Below are 19,726 nucleotides of genomic sequence, written 5' to 3'. Positions count from 1 at the left end.
ATTACCTCTCATCGAACGCGTCTTCGATAGCCGACATAACTGGCTTCGCTGCGTATTCGATCACCCGACGTGACCCAGTTTTCACATCGGCGGTGAATTCCATGTAAGGGGACAGCTTGAATTGAGTGCCTCCGCGCTCTAAATAGTTTTGGCTGATTTGGATTTCAGCGAGGTAGAATTCAGCGTCCTCTTCCTCATAGGACGAACGGCTGATCGACGCGATTCGACCTTCCAAAAATCCGTATTTGGCAAAGTTGTAGGTGTCCATCTTCACTTTGACTGCCTGTCCGATTTCAACAAAGCCCATGTCTTTACGTGGAATCTTCGCTTCTCCATGAAGGGAGTTATTGATCGGCGCAATGTCCGCGATACTTTCCCCCGGCGGTATCACCGCAGAACGGAAGTTGAAGTGCACTTTATCCACCACACCATCAATAGGGGCGTAGACCACGAGGCGATCCACTTTGTCTGAGTGTTGAGGACGAAGAATGCGTTTTAACTTGAGATCTTTCTTCGCTTGAATGATTTGCGCTTGGTATTCGGAGTTGCGATTTTCCACCAAGTCTCGGTATTGCTTCTCTAGTTTGTCCAGTTGGAAACGTTCATTCATGACCGACTCATCGAGGTTTTCAATCTCACGTACCATGTTTGATTCTTGAACCTGCATATTCAGAACATCGACATAAGACGCCATTTCCTCTTTGTAGAGGGTGTTCTTGATATTGAGCTGCTTGCGAATCAAAGAAAGCTGATTCTCGGAGCTTTTGCGGCGCTTAAGCATAGAATCAATCAACGAGTTCTTATGATTGATGTCGTGGGTGATCAACTCTTCATTAGAGCGGTTTTTGGAAAACTCCTGCTGCCAGGTATTCATATTTACCTGAACCAATTCTGGGTATTTTTCGATGTAGGCAGAGAAATCGGGCTCTACCATATCGCGCAGGCTTTCATAACGGAGTTTATCTAACTCGAGCTGAATGATTTCTGTGTTCACCGTATCGAGTTGAGTGTTTCTATCCAAAGAGCGAATGCGCGCAATGGGTTGACCTTCGTAAACCACTTCGCCTTTGCGCACTAACATTTCTTCGAGAATACCGCCTTCAAGGTGTTGCACTTTTTCTACGTCAGATTCCAGCAATAGCTCACCGCGCACCGACACCACAATGTCGATACGAGCTTGAGACGCCACGGCGATCGCCACCATTGAAAGCAAAAAGATAACCAGCAATGTTTTGTGTACGCTGGTCATCGCGCTGGCTAGCACGATCGTATCGTCTGCAGTCACCTTCGAAGACTCGTTGTTGGACACGAGTGCTTTTCTGAGGTGGTGCTCGATCTGCTTGTTACTCATGATCCACCTCGGTTATTCATCATCAATGCTGTCATTGATAGAGTTCTCGATATCTAACAGCTGGCTTATTTGTTTGTTCACGTTGTTGAGCTCAGTTTTGATGTCCTCAATCAATTCATTAGGTGCGGGAAAGTGGTGCTTACTCAAATGTTCCAGCTTTGCCATTTTGGGTGGTAGATCATCATCACAAAGCAATACCAGAATGGTTTTCAGCTTTTTTGAGTAGCCGCTCAGTTCTTCAAAACGGTTTTGTTTATGCAGCATTTCGATGTTGATCGCCGCGCTGCTGAAATCCTTGTAAAAATCTCCCAATAGCAATTGCAGCCCTTTGTGGCTGTTGTCGACTGAGCGCAACAGATTCGTCATGTTTATCATTGTTCCACCGCCCTAATTGCTTTAATGACAATAACTAAGGATCTTTAAATTGCGTTTTCAAATTTTTTTTACCTCTTTCTGGTTAAACAACATGAGTATGAAAAAAGTTGGATAAAAAAGTTGGTTTTCCAGAATGGTGTCCTTTACTGCCTCTAAACACGATCAGTTAGCTAATGGCAACGGAGGCTGTAATGGCAGGTGACAACAACCAAAATAACCAAAACAAAGACCTAAATGACGCGGTAGAACAAACGGAAACCAATGACGCGGGTACGCCCTCCCAGCAGCAGAATCAGCAAAATCAACAGAATACGATTGCTTCGACCGTAGCGACGGGTGCTGAAAATACCGATGCAGCAGACGAAGCCAATCAGGCGATGGAAGACAACCCAAGTGGTGCCGGAGCAGAGGAAGAAGCCTCGGCGTCCGGTGGTGCGGTACAAGAAGACACGCCAGAGAGTAGCGGAGGGTCGGATGCCGCTCAATCGAACGTGGTAGACAGTGTGGCATCAGACGGTGGATCTGGTGAAGAAGCAGCGGGCAGCGGCGGTGCGGCTTCAGGTGCGGGTGCACAAGCTGTTGGTGGCGGTGATGCCTCTGGCTCTGAAGGCGGTTCGGACGCAGAAGGCAATGAAGCACAAGGACAAGCTGTGCAAACGTCGGCTGCGCCAAGTGCCTCTTCATCCGATTCTGAAGGTTCACAAGGTGGTGATAACCTAGATTCAGAAACCACAGAAGAAACCTTTGCGGTAGACGTTCAAGACACCAGTGAAGAGACCACGACGCAAGTAGAAGATGATTTCGACTCTGAAACCACGAGCGAAACGTTCCAAATTATAGTCGAAGGTGAAAACGATGCGCCAGAGGTAGAACAAGATCTGGCTTACATCATGGATGAAGACGGCACCATTACCTTCACGCAAGAACAATTACTCGAATACGCAAGTGATGTTGATGGCGACGACCTTGTTGCGTCTAACGTCCAAGTAGGTGCGAATGCATCGGTTCAAGACAATGGTGACGGCACGTTCACCGTGGTTCCGGACGCTGATTTCAATGGTGAACTCGACTTAACGTTTGATATCAGTGATGGTCAAGAAACCGTTTCAAGTTCTATCGATTTAACCGTTCGTCCAATCAATGACGCACCAGTACCTGAAGATAAAACCTTTGAGGTGGAAGAGGACGGAACTCTGATCTTCACCGATGCTGACCTGCTTGCTGGCGCAACGGATATTGAAGGCGATAACCTAACAGTTGAAGGTGTGAGCTATGAAGGTGGCGACGGCATCCTGACCGACAACGGCAATGGGACTTACACTTTTGCGCCAAATGAAAACTTCAATGGTGATGTGAACTTCAGCTTTGATGTGTCCGACGGCACGGATACGGTTTCTGCCAACATTGATGTAAGCGTTACGCCAGTCGATGACGCACCAGTAACTGGCAATCTTGCATACTCGGTGGATGAAGATGGCTCGATTCGTTTGAGCCAAGAGCAGTTGTTGTCGCAAGCTTCCGATGTGGAAGGTGATGCACTGACGGCGTCTAACCTTTCGGTAGATGGCAACGCGACGGTGACTCAAAATGACGATGGTAGTTTCACTATCACGCCAGACGCAGATTTCAATGGTGATATCGACATCAGCTTCGATATCTCAGATGGCACGAACACCGTTCAAGCAACCGCTGATCTAACCGTTAACCCAATCAACGATTTACCTGTTCCTCAAGACCAGCAGTTTAGCGTGGAAGAAGATGGCACGCTGATCTTTACGGACGCTGACCTGCTTGCTGGCGCAACGGATATTGAAGGCGATAACCTAACCGTTGAAGGTGTGAGTTACGATGGTGGCGACGGCATCCTGACTGACAACGGCAATGGGACTTACACTTTTGCGCCAAATGAAAACTTCAATGGTGATGTGAACTTCAGCTTTGATGTGTCCGATGGCACAGATACGGTTTCTGCCAACATTGATGTCAGTGTTACACCAGTCGATGACGCACCAGTGTCTGGCAATCTTGCTTACTCGGTGGACGAAGATGGCTCGATTCGTTTGAGCCAAGAACAGTTGTTGTCGCAAGCTTCCGATGTGGAAGGCGATGCACTGACGGCGTCTAACCTTTCGGTAGATGGCAACGCGACGGTGACTCAAAATGACGATGGTAGCTTCACCATCACGCCGGACGCAGATTTTAATGGTGATATCGACATCAGCTTCGATATCTCAGATGGCACGAACACCGTTCAAGCAACCGCTGACCTAACGGTCAACCCAATCAACGATCTGCCTGTTCCTCAAGACCAACAATTCAGTGTGGAGGAGGACGGCACGCTGCAATTTACTGATGCAGATCTGCTTGTTGGCGCGACCGACATTGAAGGCGATGACCTTTCTGTAACGGGAATCAGCTACGAAGGAACCGACGGCGTTCTAACTGACAATGGCGATGGCACGTATAGCTTTGCGCCAAATGAGAACTTCAACGGTGATGTGAACTTCAGCTTCGACGTATCTGATGGCACAGATACAGTTTCAGCGAATGTGGATGTGAGCGTTACGCCGGTGAACGATCCTCCGGTGGCTGGGTCAACGTCTTACACGGTTCACGAAGACAACTCTATTACCATTTCTGACGCGCAACTGTTGGCAAACTCTTCGGATTTAGAAGGGGATGTCTCGATAGATAGCGTGAGCTACTCTGGCAGCGATGGTGTGTTGCAAATCAATGGAGACGGTACGTACACCTTCTCTCCAAATGAAAACTTTAATGGTGAAGTGACGCTTGATGTTGTCGTCGCTGATGAAGAAGGCGCAACGGATGTCACCACTGCTGGCATTACAGTACTGGAAGTGAACGATCCACCAGTCGCAGGACCAACTTCTTACACCATTGATGAAGATTCTGTTCTGACCTTTAGTGAGTCGCAAGTGCTGCTGAATGCCTCTGATGTGGAAGGCGATGTAGAACTTGTTGGCATTAGCTATGATGGTCCGGATGGCATTTTCACCGTTAACGATGATGGCACGTGCAGCTTCGCGCCAAACGAGAACTTTAACGGACAAGTTCAACTTGATGTGACCATTCGAGATGAAGATGGAGCAGAAGTTGATACCATCATCAATGTGAATGTATTGCCAATCAATGATGCGCCAGTATCGGGTGATTTGGCTTATAGCGTTGATGAAGACGGTGCGATTACACTCAGCCAAGAGCAGCTTCTTTCTCAAGCGTCTGATATTGAGGGCGATGACCTGACTGCTAGCGATTTGACTGTAGATGGAAACGCAACCGTCACAGCGAACGATGATGGCAGCTTCACGATTACACCAGATGCGGACTTTAATGGTGACATTGATATCCAATTCAACATTACGGACGGCACAGACACAATCCAAGCAACGGCGGATCTAACGGTTAATCCAGTTAACGATCTTCCTGTCCCTCAAGACCAGCAGTTCAGTGTTGAAGAAGACGGCACGCTGCAGTTTACCGACGCAGACCTACTTGCTGGCGCGACCGACATTGATGGCGACAACTTAACGGTTGATGGCATTAGCTACACAGGCAGCGATGGTGTGCTGACTGACCATGGCGATGGTACTTACACCTTTGCACCAAATGAAAACTTCAACGGCGACGTCAGCTTTAGCTTTGGTGTTTCTGACGGCACTGAGACCGTACCTGCCAATGTGGATGTAAGCGTCACTCCAGTGAACGATCCTCCGGTTGCGGGTTCAACGTCTTACACGGTTGATGAAGATAATGCGATTACGATTTCCGACGAGCAGCTTCTGGCTAACTCTTCGGATGTGGAAGGTGCAGTGTCCATCGATAGCGTGACCTATTCAGGCACCGATGGCGTATTCCAAGACAACGGTGACGGCACTTACACCTTCATGCCGAATGAGAACTTCAGCGGTGATATCAGCCTTGATGTGATTGTGGCGGATGAGCAAGGTGCGATTGACGAAACAACCGCAGGCATTACGGTCATTGAAGTGAATGACCCTCCAGTTGCCGGTCCAACGTCTTACACGATTGATGAAGATTCAGTACTGACATTCAGTGAGTCACAAATTCTTGCCAACGCATCTGATATCGAGGGTGATGTAGAGCTTGTTGGCATCAGCTATGAAGGCTCGGATGGTATCTTTACCGTCAATGGCGATGGTACTTGCAGCTTTGCACCAAACGAGAACTTCAATGGTCAAGTTCAGTTGGATGTGACCATTCAAGATGAAAATGGGGCAACCGTTGATACGCACATCAATGTCGACGTATTGCCAATCAACGATCCACCAGTATCGGGTGATTTGGCTTACACCATCAACGAAGACAGCTCAATAACGCTGAGCCAAGAGCAATTGCTTGCCAAAGCGGGCGATATTGATAGCGAGAACCTTGAAGCCATCAATCTATCGACAGATGACAACGCGACGATTCAATACAACGATGATGGCAGTTACACCATCACACCGGATGAAAACTACAACGGCGATCTAGACCTGACCTTCGATATCATTGATAACGATGGCGGCTCGGTACAAGTTGGTCTGGATATTACGGTTAATCCTGTGAATGACTTGCCACAAGCGCAAGATCAACAGTTCACGGTAGAAGAAGATGGCACCTTGCTGTTCACGGATGCAGACCTATTGGAAGGCGCGTCGGATATTGACGGCGATGATCTGTCTATCGAAAACGTACTCTACACAGGTGCGGACGGTGTGCTTACCGATAATGGTGATGGCACTTATAGCTTCGCGCCGAATGAGAACTTCAACGGTGATGTTCAGTTCACATTCGATGTGTCTGACGGCACAGGCTCAACACCTGCATTCATTGATGTCAGCGTGACACCAGTGAACGATCCACCGGTGGCAGGTTCTACGTCTTACACGGTTCAAGAAGACGGTCAAATCACCATTAGTGACGAGCAGTTGTTAGCCAACTCTTCTGATGTGGAAGGCGATGTAGCCTTGGCGAATGTTAGCTACTCTGGTAACGACGGTAGCTTCGTGGACAATGGCGACGGCACATATACCTTCACGCCAAATGAGAACTTTGACGGTAACATTTCTCTCGACGTTACGGTTATCGACCAAGATGGTGCAACGGATACAACAACCGCAGGCATCGATGTTATCGCGGTGAACGACGCACCAGAAACGTCAGGTATTCAAGCTGAGGTGGATGAAGATAATGCCATCACCATCACGCAAGAACAATTGCTTGCGAATGCGACAGACATTGAAGGTGATGACCTTGTTGCCAGCAATCTACAAACCAATGACCCAGATGCGACGATCGTAGCCAACGATGATGGTTCTTTCACCATTACGCATACGGAAAACTTTAACGGTGAGTTGGACTTCACTTACAACATCAGCGATGGCGAAAATGATGTTCTGACCACGTTGGATCTGACCGTTAATCCTGTCAACGATGCGCCAGAAGCGGGCGACGAGATCTTTATTCAAGCGGAAGAAGATCAAACAGTGGGTGTTTCTCTGCGTGAAGAGCCTGCGTTACGTCTCGACCAAGCCCCTGAAAACGGCATCATTGAAGCGAATCTAAATGACGAATGGGTACAGCTAGAAGTCGGGCAGGAGGTGCCTGCAGACACGGAAGTGCGCTTCATTCCAAATGATGATGCATTGGCGAACGGTACGCATACGAGCCAAATTGGTACCTTTGATGACAACGCCAGCCTTGATGATTGGGGTACGGCTGTTGACCCTTACACACGTGAGTTTGTCGATGGCGATTTGAAAGTTACTGTTCAAAGTAATGATGACCCACTCGGTGCGTGGAATGGTAAAACACACATCGGTCACGGTATTGGCGATACTGACCGCCAAGGCTTGAGCGGTGATGAAAAACTGACTGTGACCGTTGAAGGTCAAGACATCAACGAAATCAGCTTCCACCTAGATGGTCTAGGCGGCTGGTTTATGGAAGAGTCTCGCCACTTTACCGAAGTCGAAATTCGCGCATTCAACTCTGATGGTGACTTGATCGACTCGATGACTTACCACAAAGAAGATCGTGGTAGCTATGAGACGGATTACACCCTAACGGTGAACGAGCCGGTGTCTTACTTTGAGTTAGGTACGATTCAAGGTAACGGTACATACGTGGTTCAAAACATGACGGTTTCGCAAACTTGTCATGATGAAGCGGTGTTCACATCTATTGGTGTGGATGGCACGGAAATCACTGAAACGGTAGAACTGAATATCCGTGAAGGTGACAGTGAAATCGAACTGACGGCTGATCTGCCAAATGTGACCATCGATACCGAAGGTTCTACGCAGTTTGCCTCTGTGGTAATCACAGAAGAGCAGCTTCTCGCACAAGCGAGTGATATCGATAGTGACGTCCTTGATATTCAAAACCTAGAGCTGGTGGGGGATAACGCGGAGCACGCTACGTTAACCGACAACGGCGATGGTACGTGGACAGTCACACCAGATGAGAACTTCTACGGTGAGATTGAGCTTGGCTACCAAGTTACGGATGGTGAACTCACGGACGACAACATCATCAACATCAACTTCGAAGCAGTAAACGATGCGCCAATCGTTTCTGGTCCGATTGTATTGTCGACTGATGAGGATTTGGGCATTACGTTTAGCGCGGACGATCTGCTTGCGAATGCAAGTGATGTGGAAGGCGATGCGCTGTCTATCTCTGATATCTCTTACAGCGGTGATAACGGTGAGCTTGTCGATAATGGCGACGGCACGTACACCTTTATGCCGAATGAAAACTTCAATGGTGAAGTCGATATCGATTACAAAGTCTTCGATGGCACCGATGAAGTCGATACTCATCTAGACCTGACCGTTATTCCGGTCAACGATGTGCCAGTTCCTGGTGCGCCGCTGCATACTCAAATGCTAGAAAACGGCACCATCATCATCGAAGCAAAAGACCTACTATCAGGTGCGACCGATGTGGATGGCGACATTCTGCATATCGAGAATCTACTGCTTGTTGACCAGTCACAAGGTACGTTGACAGACAACGGCGACAACACCTTTACCTTCGAGCCAACTTCGAACTTCTACGGTGAAGTGAACTTGACCTTCGACATCAGCGATGGTCAAGCAAGTGCACCAAGCACTGCGAAGATCGATGTTGAGATCGTCAACGAAGGTCCAGAGGTCAGCGGTCCGGTTGATGCGGTCGTCGATGAAGATGGCTCAATTACCATCACTCAAGAAGACTTGTTAGCGAACGCGACGGACGTGGATGGTGACAACCTTGAAGCGGTGAACCTGTCGACCAACGATCCTAATGCAACCATCGTTGAGAACGCTGATGGTAGCTTCACGATTACGCCGAGTGAAAACTTCTTTGGTGAAATCGAATTTACTTATGACGTAACTGACGCGATCGAAACCGTCGCCGCGGATCTAAACCTCACCGTTAACCCAGTGAACGACCTGCCAGATGTGCCTGATTTGTCCTTCACCACAGAAGATGGCGAAGCGATCACGATTACTGAAGCAGAGTTGCTGGCTCAAGCGACGGACATCGAAGGCGATGATTTATCTGTTGTGAACGTGACGAGTTTAAGCGACACGGTTCAAGTGACAGACAATGGCGATGGCACTTACACGTTAACGCCAGAGCAGGGCTTCTTTGGTAATGTTGACCTCACGTTTGATGTGAGTGATGGCACCGATGTGGTGGCGGCAAACATCGACTTGAAAGTTGAGTTCGTCAACGACGCACCAGAAGCAGCGCCAATCGTGGCAGACGTGGACGAGGATGGCTCTATCCTCGTGACACAAGAAATGCTGCTTGAAAATGCCAGCGACCAAGATGGTGATGACCTATACGCAACGGCACTAGAAACCAATGATCCTAACGCAACGATTGTAGACAACGGTGACGGTACCTACACCGTGACGCCATCTGAGAACTTTAATGGTGAAATTGCGTTTACCTATGAAGTGAACGACGGCGAACTAAGCACTTCAACTGATATGACACTGACGGTTAATCCCGTCAATGATATCCCAATTGTCGCACCAGCCATGTATAGCATCGAAGAAGATGGCAGTATCTTGTTTACAGAGGCGGACTTACTGAGTGGCGCAGTTGATGTTGAAGGCGATGACTTATCTGTTACTAGCATTAACTACTCGGGTGATGAAGGTACTGTAACGGACAACGGTGACGGTACATTTAGCTTCGTACCAGAAAAGCACTTCAGTGGTGACTTGCAGTTCAGCTTTACGGTTTCTGACGGTACTGATGAAGTTGAGCAAGACATTAATGTCCATATCGAAGCCGTGGCAGATGCGCCAGACCTAGTCATCACTGATGGCGATGGTCGAAACGTGGATGATCAAGCAATCTTGGTAGAGCCAGGCGGTATTGTTGAAGTGAACATCGCCGCAGCATTGGTTGACCAAGACTTGTCAGAAACACTGACTGTGACCGTGGATGGTGTTCCAGAAGGTTCTGTGATCAGCTACGACAACGAAGGGGTACTTAACGATCAAGACAACGGTATCACCAGTTTCAACGATACTGAAATCACGGTTACGTTTGAAGGTGAAACCGCGGGTTACCAAAACACAGCGGGTTACTACAAAGTCGATGAAGATGGCAACATCACTGGCGTTGAAGTGGTGTACGAAAACGCTTCTCAAGTTGGCGGCGGCGGTGACCTCGTACCGGGACAAGATCAGTTCAGCTTCCAAATTTCGGAAGGGGAAAGCTTCAACCTATTCTTGATCCCTAACGGTCATAACTTTAATGACTTCGCATCCATGCAAGATGGTCAGTACGAGTTCCGTGCAGCAGATGGTTCTCCTGCGAACATGGATACGGTTGACCCACAACTCGTGTTTGTTGGCGCTGATGGTTCTGAAACCGTGATTCAAAGCCAATTCGGTGATGCAGTCTTCCATGGTGGTTCAAGCTCAGAGCTCAACCAAGATGGTATTGAACATACCCGAACTACTGTGAACGAAGACGGTGAACTGGTTTACGGCTTTGAAGATCTCTACGGTGGCGGCGATGCCGATTACACCGACTTCAACTTCACCATTGATGTCGGTGAAGTGAACAGCCAGATCTACAGCGGTGAAGTAACAGTAGGTCCAGATGGTTCTGTAACGCTTCCAACCACAGCAATTGAACAAGAGCTACAGATTCAATTGCCAGAAGACTTTAACCAACAGCTAGAAATCAATGTAACGGCAACGGCAACAGAGCTATCAAATAATGATTCTGAAACCGTTTCTCAAACCATCTACGTCAATGCAACAGGTGCCCACATTGAACATGCGCCTGAAGCATTGCCTGTTTCAGCGATGGTTGAAGAAGATGGTTCAATCCTAATTACGCAAGAAGATTTGCTCGCTAATGCGCGTGACTTGGATGGAGACCAACTGACAGCGCTGAATCTGGCAACGGATGATGAAAACATCACCATCACAGACAATGGCGACGGTACTTACACCTTAACGCCAGATGCGGACTTTAATGGTGATATCACCTTTACGTTCGATGTGTCTGACGGCGATGATGTTGTCTCAACCAACCTTGAGTTATTGGTGTCACCAGTTAACGATGCGCCTGAACCACAAGATCAAGCGTTCACTGTTGGTGAAGATGGTGTGCTGACCTTTACTGATGCGGATCTGCTAACAGGCGCTACCGATATTGAAGGGGATGACCTATCTGTTGAGGGCGTCACTTACACAGGCGCAGACGGTGTTCTTACTGACAATGGTGATGGCACCTACAGCTTCGCACCAAACGAGAACTTCAATGGCGATGTGAACTTCACTTTCGATGTTTCCGATGGCACGGATACCGTGACGGCAAATATCGATGTAACAGTCACGCCAGAGAACGATCCACCGGTTGCAGGCAGCACGGCTTATACCGTTCATGAAGATAATTCGATCACCATCAGTGACGAACAGCTATTAGCGAACTCATCGGATATTGAAGGCGATGTGTTGATTGATAGCGTGAGCTACAGCGGTAACGATGGTGTGTTAGAAATCAATGGCGATGGTACTTACACCTTCTCACCAAACGAGAACTTCAGTGGCGAGGTGAGCCTAGATGTTGTCGTTGTCGATGAAAAAGGTGCAACGGACTCTACCACTGCTGGCATTACTGTGATTGAGGTAAATGACCCACCAATCGCAGGTCCTACTGCATACACTATCGATGAAGACCAAGTTCTAACCTTTAGTGAATCTCAAGTACTACTGAATGCTTCGGATGTTGAAGGGGATGTTGAGCTAGTAGGCATCAGCTACGACGGTCCAGATGGTATCTTCTCAGTAAACGGTGATGGAACTTGTAGTTTTGCACCGAATGAAAACTTCAACGGTCAAGTGCAGTTGGATGTAACCATTCGTGATGAAGACGGCGCTGAGGTCGATACTTACATCACAGTCGATGTCTTACCAATCAATGATGCACCTGTATCTGGTAACTTGGCGTACAGCGTCGACGAAGACAACTCAATCACACTGAGCCAAGAGCAGCTTCTTGCTCAAGCATCGGATGTAGAAGGTGACGCATTAACCGCATCTAATCTAGTGGTTGATGGCGATGCAACGGTTACGGCAAACGACGATGGTAGCTTCACTATCACGCCAGATGCGAACTTTAATGGCGACATTGATATCACGTTCGATATCAACGACGGCAGCGATACTATTGTTGCAACGGCGGACCTAACCGTTAACCCAGTTAATGACTTGCCGCAGCCAGAAGATCAAGCGTTCACCATTGGTGAAGATGGCGTGTTGACCTTCACTGATCAAGATCTGCTTGATGGCGCAACGGATATCGATGGTGATGACCTATCGGTAGAAGGTGTGAGCTACACTGGCGCAGATGGTGTCCTAACCGACAACGGTGACGGCACTTACAGCTTCGCGCCAAACGAGAATTTCAATGGCGACGTGAACTTCACCTTCGATGTTTCTGATGGCACGGATACTGTGACCGCGAATATCGATGTGACAGTCACTCCAGAGAACGATCCACCGGTGGCAGGCAACACCTCTTACACAGTGCATGAAGACAACTCGATCACCATTAGTGACGAGCAGTTACTGGCGAATTCATCAGACGTCGAAGGAGATGTCGCGGTTGATAGCGTTAGCTACAGTGGCACAGATGGTGTGTTCCAAGACAATGGTGACGGTACGTACACCTTCTCGCCAAACGAGAACTTCAATGGCGAAGTGAGCCTAGATGTTGTCGTGGTCGATGAAGACGGTGCGACGGATTCAACTACCGCAGGTATTACAGTACTTGAGGTGAACGATCCACCAATTGCAGGCGCGACTAGCTACTCAGTGAACGAAGACGAAGTCATCACCATTAGCTCTGAGCAATTATTGGCGAACGCTTCTGACGTTGAAGGTGAAGTTGCGATTGATAGCGTGAGCTACAGCGGCTCCGACGGTATCTTTACCGATAACGGTGACGGTACATTCAGCTTCGCTCCAAACGCCAACTTCGATGGCGATGTTAGCCTAGATGTTGTGGTTGTTGATGAAGACGGTGCAACTGCGGCAACTAACGCAAACATCGATGTATTGCCAATCAACGATGCGCCAGTATCAGGTGACTTGGCTTACAGCGTGGATGAAGATGGTTCTATCACTCTCAGCCAAGAGCAACTTCTTGCTCAAGCCGGCGACGTGGATGGCGACGACCTAACTGCATCCAACCTGACTGTTGACGGCAATGCGACCGTTGTTGCGAACGACGATGGCAGCTTCACTATCACACCGGATGCGGACCTCAATGGCGACATTGACCTGAGTTTCGACATTACGGACGGCGATGCGACCATTCAAGCCACTGCCGATCTGACCGTGAACCCAGTGAACGACTTACCAACGGTTGGTCAGCCACAGTTTGTTACGCAAGAAGACACCAGCTTCACCTTCACCGAAGAGCAACTGCTGCAAAATGCAGGTGATATCGATGGTGATAACCTAACGGTTGAAAACGTTGCCTCTGACAGCGGTACCTTGGTTGATAACGGTGACGGCACGTACACCTTTGCACCAAACGAAAACTTCGATGGCAACGTGAATGTGACGTTTGATGTCAACGATGGCACGGCAACGGTTCCTGCTGAAGCGAACATTGATGTTCAATCTGTGGTTGATATGCCAGAGCTGTCGATTGCTTCGGATTTGGTGATTGCCTCTGATAACTTCGAGTCTGGCTCGAACGGTTGGAACGCGAACACTGAGAGCTCTCAAGGCTTCGAAACGGGCGATATGCTGGGTCGTATTGGTGGCACTGGCGGTGATGAAGCGGTCAGCAAAACCTACGAGATCCCAAGCGATGTCAACGAAGTGAATATCTCGTTTAGCTTCTACGAAATCGATTCTTGGGATGGCGAGTCGTTCCAAATCTTTGTCGGCGGCGAACAGCTAACCACCTTGGAAAACTCAGCGTTCCGTACTCAAGATGGTACGACAACGCTTTACGACTCTAACGGTAATGAAGTGGGTGAAGTCGTCCATGGATCTTCACAGGGCGAAGGCTTTAGCTTCTGGAATGATCAGGCTCACCAAGTGAACTTAACCGTTCCGGTGGAAGACGGTCAGCTTCAGTTAGGCTTTGGTTCTACGTTAAACCAAAGTATTCCTGACGAGTCGTTCGGCATCGACAACATCGAAATCACGGTAGCGGACGCGGATTACCAAATCATTGGTACCGAAGATACACCAGTGCCGCTTGATATCGATGCTGCATTAACCGATACCGATGGTTCAGAAAACCTCTCTATCTTGATTGAAGATGTGCCAGAAGGCAGCGCACTATCAGCAGGTGTTGATAATGGCGACGGCACTTGGTCACTACAACCAGGCGAGCTAGAAGGACTAGAGTTTATCCCTTCTGCGGACTTCAACGGCGATGTGACGCTAACCGTGAATGCAACCTCTACGGATGTGGATACAGGTACAACGGCGACAGCGACGCAAGATGTGACGATTCATATCTCGCCAACTAATGATGCACCAGAAGTGACGGGTGATATCACTGCAGTCACTGCCGAAGACAACAGCATCACGCTAACTCAAGAGCAGTTACTTGAGCATGCCGTTGATATTGATGGTGATGACCTAAGTGCAATCAACCTGAGCACCAATGATGAAAATGCAACGGTCGAAATGAACGAGGATGGCAGTTTCACCATTACTCCGAGCGAGAACTTCTATGGTGACATTGAGTTTAGTTACGATGTCACGGATGGCGAAGAAGTGGTTGCGGCTGGTCTTGACCTAACCGTTACACCAGTCAATGACGCTCCAGAGCCACAAGATCAAGCGTTCACCGTGGGTGAGGACGGTATTCTTACCTTCACTGATGCGGACTTGTTAACAGGCGCGACGGATGTAGAAGGTGACAACCTAACAGTTGAAGGCGTGACTTACACAGGTGCAGACGGTGTCCTAACCGACAATGGTGATGGCTCATACAGCTTCGCACCGAATGAGAACTTCAATGGTGATGTGAACTTCACTTTCGATGTGTCAGACGGTACGGATACGACCTCTGCCAACATTGATGTGAGTGTGACGCCAGAGAACGATCCACCGGTGGCAGGCAGCACGTCTTACACAGTACATGAAGACAACTCGATCACCATCAGTGACGAGCAACTACTGGCTAATTCGTCGGATATTGAAGGCGACGTAGACATCAGTAGTGTGACTTACAGTGGCAACGATGGCGTCTTCCAAGACAATGGCGATGGTACGTACACCTTCTCTCCAAACGAGAACTTCAATGGCGAGGTCAGCCTAGACGTTGTAGTTGTCGATGAAGAGGGTGCGACAGACTCAACCACTGCGGGTATTACCGTTCTTGAGGTGAACGATCCACCAATCGCAGGTGCGACAAGTTACTCTGTCAATGAAGACGAAGTCATTATATTCACGGAAGAGCAACTGCTAGCGCAATCAAGTGACGTGGAAGGCGACGTGAGCCTAGAAAGCGTCTCTTACAGTGGTAGCGACGGCATTCTGACGGCGAATGACGATGGTACTTATAGCTTCGCGCCAAATGAAAACTTCAACGGTGGCGTAAGTCTAGACGTAGTAGTGGCTGATGAAGACGGTGCAACTGCGACAACCAACGCGAACATTGATGTATTGCCAGTCAACGATGCTCCTGTATCTGGCGACTTGGCTTACAGCGTCGATGAAGACGGTTCAATCACATTGAGTCAAGAGCAGTTACTGGCTCAAGCGGGTGACGTCGACAGCGATAATCTAGAAGCAGTGAACTTAACCGCGGTAGCCAATGCAACCGTTGTTGAGAACCAAGATGGTAGCTTTACGATTACGCCTGATGCGAACTTCAATGGCGATATCGACCTAAGCTTCGACTTGATTGATAACGATGGTGCGAGCGTGGAAGTGGGCGTTGACCTAACGGTGAACCCAATTAATGATGCGCCGCAATCAACGCCAGTGAACTTAGCTGGCACCGAAGATACCACCATTCTTATCACGCAGGACATGTTGCTTGCTAACGCGACAGACATCGACAACACCTACGACGAACTGTCTGCTGTCGACCTAGTGATTGATGAGCAATACGGTGACTTGCTAGACAACGGTGATGGCACTTGGTCATTCACTCCAACTGAGAACTTTAACGGCGATGTGCCAATGTCGTTCGGCGTCAGCGATGGTGATTTAGTGACGCCGGTTGAAGGCAATCTAAACATCGAAGCGGTTAACGATGCACCGGAAGCGCCAACCATCCAGATGCAAGGCGAAGAAGATGTGGTCATGGTGATTGACCCTGCTTACATCGCTGATCAAGTTACGGATCTTGATGGTGACGAAATCAGCGTAGAAAGCATCACGGTTCGTGCGCCTGCAAACGCGACATTAACCCAGCAACCAGATGGTATGTACCACTTGGTAACCACTCAAGACTTCAATGGTTTGGTGGAACTGGGCTACACCGCGACGGATGGTGAAGAAGTGGTTGAAGGCTCGTTGAATGTGGATGTCATTCCAGTCAACGATGCTCCATTCAATGTGGGTAATGCCTTTATGGCAACCGACGAGGATGGCGCATTCACCTTCGACGCTGGCGACCTGATGAACTTGTTCGGCGACATTGACACTGAAAACCTAGTCGTATCACGCATTATCACCGCAGAAGGTGAAGATGGTGGTGAGGTAACAGACAACGGTGACGGTACTTGGACGTTCACACCGACTGGCGATTTTGCAGGGGTTTCTGACTTGCAAGTTGTGGTAAGTGACGGTGAGTTTGAAACAGTACTTGATGTACCAGTGTTTGTTCGCCCTGTTGCGGATGGCGCGGTCATCACAACCGACCATGATGGTCCGTTAGTCTTCGGTGAGGACGAAACGGGTCACCTAGGCTTGAATGTTGGTCTGATCGACGATTCAGAAACACTGAGTAACCTAGTGATGACTGGTTTCCCTGTTGGCTTCGAAGTTACGGATGGTGTGAACACCATTACCATTACGGAACCGGGTCAATACATCGACTTGAACGAGTGGGATATTTCAGACCTGCAAATGACGCCTCCGGCTGACTTTAATGGCGAGTTCTTCGTAACCGTGACCGCAACAACGGTGGATTATGGTGACGAGCCAGAAGAGTTCGAAGATGGCATCGATTCAGGTGACTTCGAAACCCTAGCGGGTGAGCCCGTTATCCTAACCGCTGATGACCTAATCGGATTGGCAGAAAACGTAGACGCTGACGCGGGTGATGAAGTGAAATTTGTTCACCTAGCTGACCGCAGCCAAGGTGAGATTGTCGATAACGGTGATGGCACATGGACATTCAATCCAGCACCAGGCTTTACTGGTGAAGCGGATATCGCTTACGTGATTGATAAAGACGGTGTGCTTCATGATGAGCAAACGGGTGTGGTCGTGAAAGAAGACGCACCACAAGAGAATGCTTCTCCAGAAATCGACAGCATTTCTACCACAGAAATGGCAGCGGATGGCACCTTGTCGTTCACCAATGATGACATGCTGTCGACCTTGAGCGATGCAGAAGGCGACAGCTTGAGCATTGAGTCAGTGAGCCTAATGGAAGGTCAAGGTGTGATAGAGACCGATAACCAAGGTAACTACCAATTCACACCAGCAGAAGGCTACACCGGAGATGTTCAAGTTGGCTTCATTGCAACTGACGGTGAAAACCGCATTGAGAGCTTCTTTAATGTTGACATCCAAGGTGAAGGTGAAACCACTACCAGCGAAGGCTACGCACTGGCTGATGATGGTTCACTAACACTAACGGAAGCACAGTTGATTGATGAACTTGGCATTAGCCCTTCAGCAGAAGTGTTGGATGTCGCCGATGCAAACGATGCTGGTTTCTTCGCGAAATCAGGTGATGAAGAGTGGACATACTGGCCGAACGATGACTTCGATGGCAATTTGGCTATGGATGTTCAGGTCAACGACAACGGTGAAGTATCGACTCAGAATCTGAGCATCCAAGTTGCGGACGATTCAACGCAAAGTGACGAGCCACAAATCCAAACTGCTCAAGCATCATCAGAGCAGCAAGTCGGCGAAGCGCAACAGCCTGAAGAGCAAGCAGTAAACGGTGCAGACAGTGAAGAGGAGAGCGCAGCTGATGTGACTGCAGCACCAGGCGATACCATTTCTATCTCGGTTCCAGATGAGGTCAGTGGCAACGAATCGGTGGATTATGCAGAAATGTCCGGTCTACCTGATGGCGCATCGGTAAGCAACGCACTGGATAATGGCGATGGCAGCTTCACATTAAGTGGCAACCTGAACCAACCAGTATCGGTTGACCTACCAGAAGGTTACGAAGGTACGAGCGAAATCCAATTCCAAGGTTACGATGAATTGGGCAGCGCAGTAGAAGGTGCGAGTGGCACAGTTGAAGTTGAAGTCGATGATCAATACACCATGCAAGGTTCTGCTCAAGATCAGCAACCAGACATGGCGGGTATGGAATCTGGCGGCAGCGACTGGACAAGTGCGGGAGGTCAAGATCAAGGTGTTGACTTCACGGATGACTCTGGCAGCTTCGACTCGGATACTCAAACGGGTACTGACCAAGGCAACGATTTCGATCAAAGCTCAATGTAACCAGTCCTAGACTAGGGCAGTGTCATTGCTGCCCGAACCAAAGCCATGCAGGTTCTACTTTGCATGGCTTTTTTGTTGGTCTTCTTTCTATGAGCTGCAGAAAAAACTTGGAAATTGAAAAAAGTATTCTTAGCTAGTTTATACCCAAGTAACCTCGAGATGTTAGGTTCAGCGAGAATGGCTTGGTTTGTAGACGCGGCGGCGATTTAAAGGTCTAGTGGGTCTAAATCAAGAATCGACAACAAAGTATACAAACCAAGACAGCTCGCCCTTCGGGAGCGTGTCATTGACTCGCTTCTTTATTGAATCAATGGCTGTGTCAAACAACTTGGAAAGAGCTGACTATTACGCTGCGTTGTTTTCCTTGACCCCGAACCAATGACAACGCTCTGAATCCTGCATCTTGAAGTCACTTGGGTATAAGAGTCATTTACAAGGAGGAGCGACATGTACCGTTATGTTAGTTCGCCAAAAGCATCGAAGTACATAGTGCCACCACCACAGCATCGTGAGTTGTCGAGTATCGATGTGCCGGAGTCAGAACTAGAGATGCGTGAAATTCTGAACAATTGGTTTGCCGATGGATTGGCGCCCATCATTCAGAATGAAGATAATTACATTTCTGCTAATGAGCAACAGCGCTTTGAGCAGCTCAGCCGTACGGTGGGCGTGCTACTGCGTAATAAAGATTACTACTTCGCCACCAAGCGGATTCTCTCGTTGTGGGAGCAAGACTGCTTAGAAACCACTTACATTAATTATCTGATTTTACGTAGTGAGCGTATACCATACTTCGAATAAGTCCCATTTATCGGCTTAAAATAGTGGTTTACATGGT

The 19,726-nt window shown here is 48.6% G+C and carries 4 protein-coding genes; 2 read left to right on the top strand and 2 right to left on the bottom strand.

What is annotated here, in order from left to right:
• Position 1: 1 nt before the first annotated feature.
• Positions 2–1,351, bottom strand: coding sequence for an HlyD family type I secretion periplasmic adaptor subunit (locus QMY49_RS25820; protein WP_038867460.1), 1,350 nt, complete (start codon positions 1,349–1,351; stop codon positions 2–4).
• Positions 1,352–1,363: 12 nt separating this feature from the next.
• Positions 1,364–1,717 carry a hypothetical protein gene (locus QMY49_RS25815; RefSeq protein ID WP_017188869.1) on the bottom strand — a complete coding sequence of 118 codons (354 nt, stop codon included), beginning with the start codon at positions 1,715–1,717 and terminating at the stop codon, positions 1,364–1,366.
• Positions 1,718–1,917: 200 nt separating this feature from the next.
• Between QMY49_RS25815 and QMY49_RS25810 the strand changes: the two genes are divergently transcribed.
• Together QMY49_RS25810 and QMY49_RS25805 are read left to right on the top strand one after the other, a co-directional pair.
• Positions 1,918–18,888: a tandem-95 repeat protein gene (locus QMY49_RS25810; RefSeq protein ID WP_283315362.1), complete on the top strand. Its 16,971-nt coding sequence runs from the start codon at positions 1,918–1,920 to the stop codon at positions 18,886–18,888.
• 447 nt (positions 18,889–19,335) lie between these two features.
• Positions 19,336–19,689 (top strand): hypothetical protein, encoded by a 354-nt coding sequence (locus tag QMY49_RS25805; protein WP_047515489.1) that lies wholly within the window; start codon positions 19,336–19,338, stop codon positions 19,687–19,689.
• The last annotated feature ends 37 nt before the right edge of the window (positions 19,690–19,726 follow it).

The sequence above is a fragment of the Vibrio harveyi genome, assembly GCF_030060435.1.
Lineage (GTDB): Bacteria > Pseudomonadota > Gammaproteobacteria > Enterobacterales > Vibrionaceae > Vibrio > Vibrio harveyi.
This window is presented reverse-complemented; position numbering and strand designations above follow the sequence as displayed.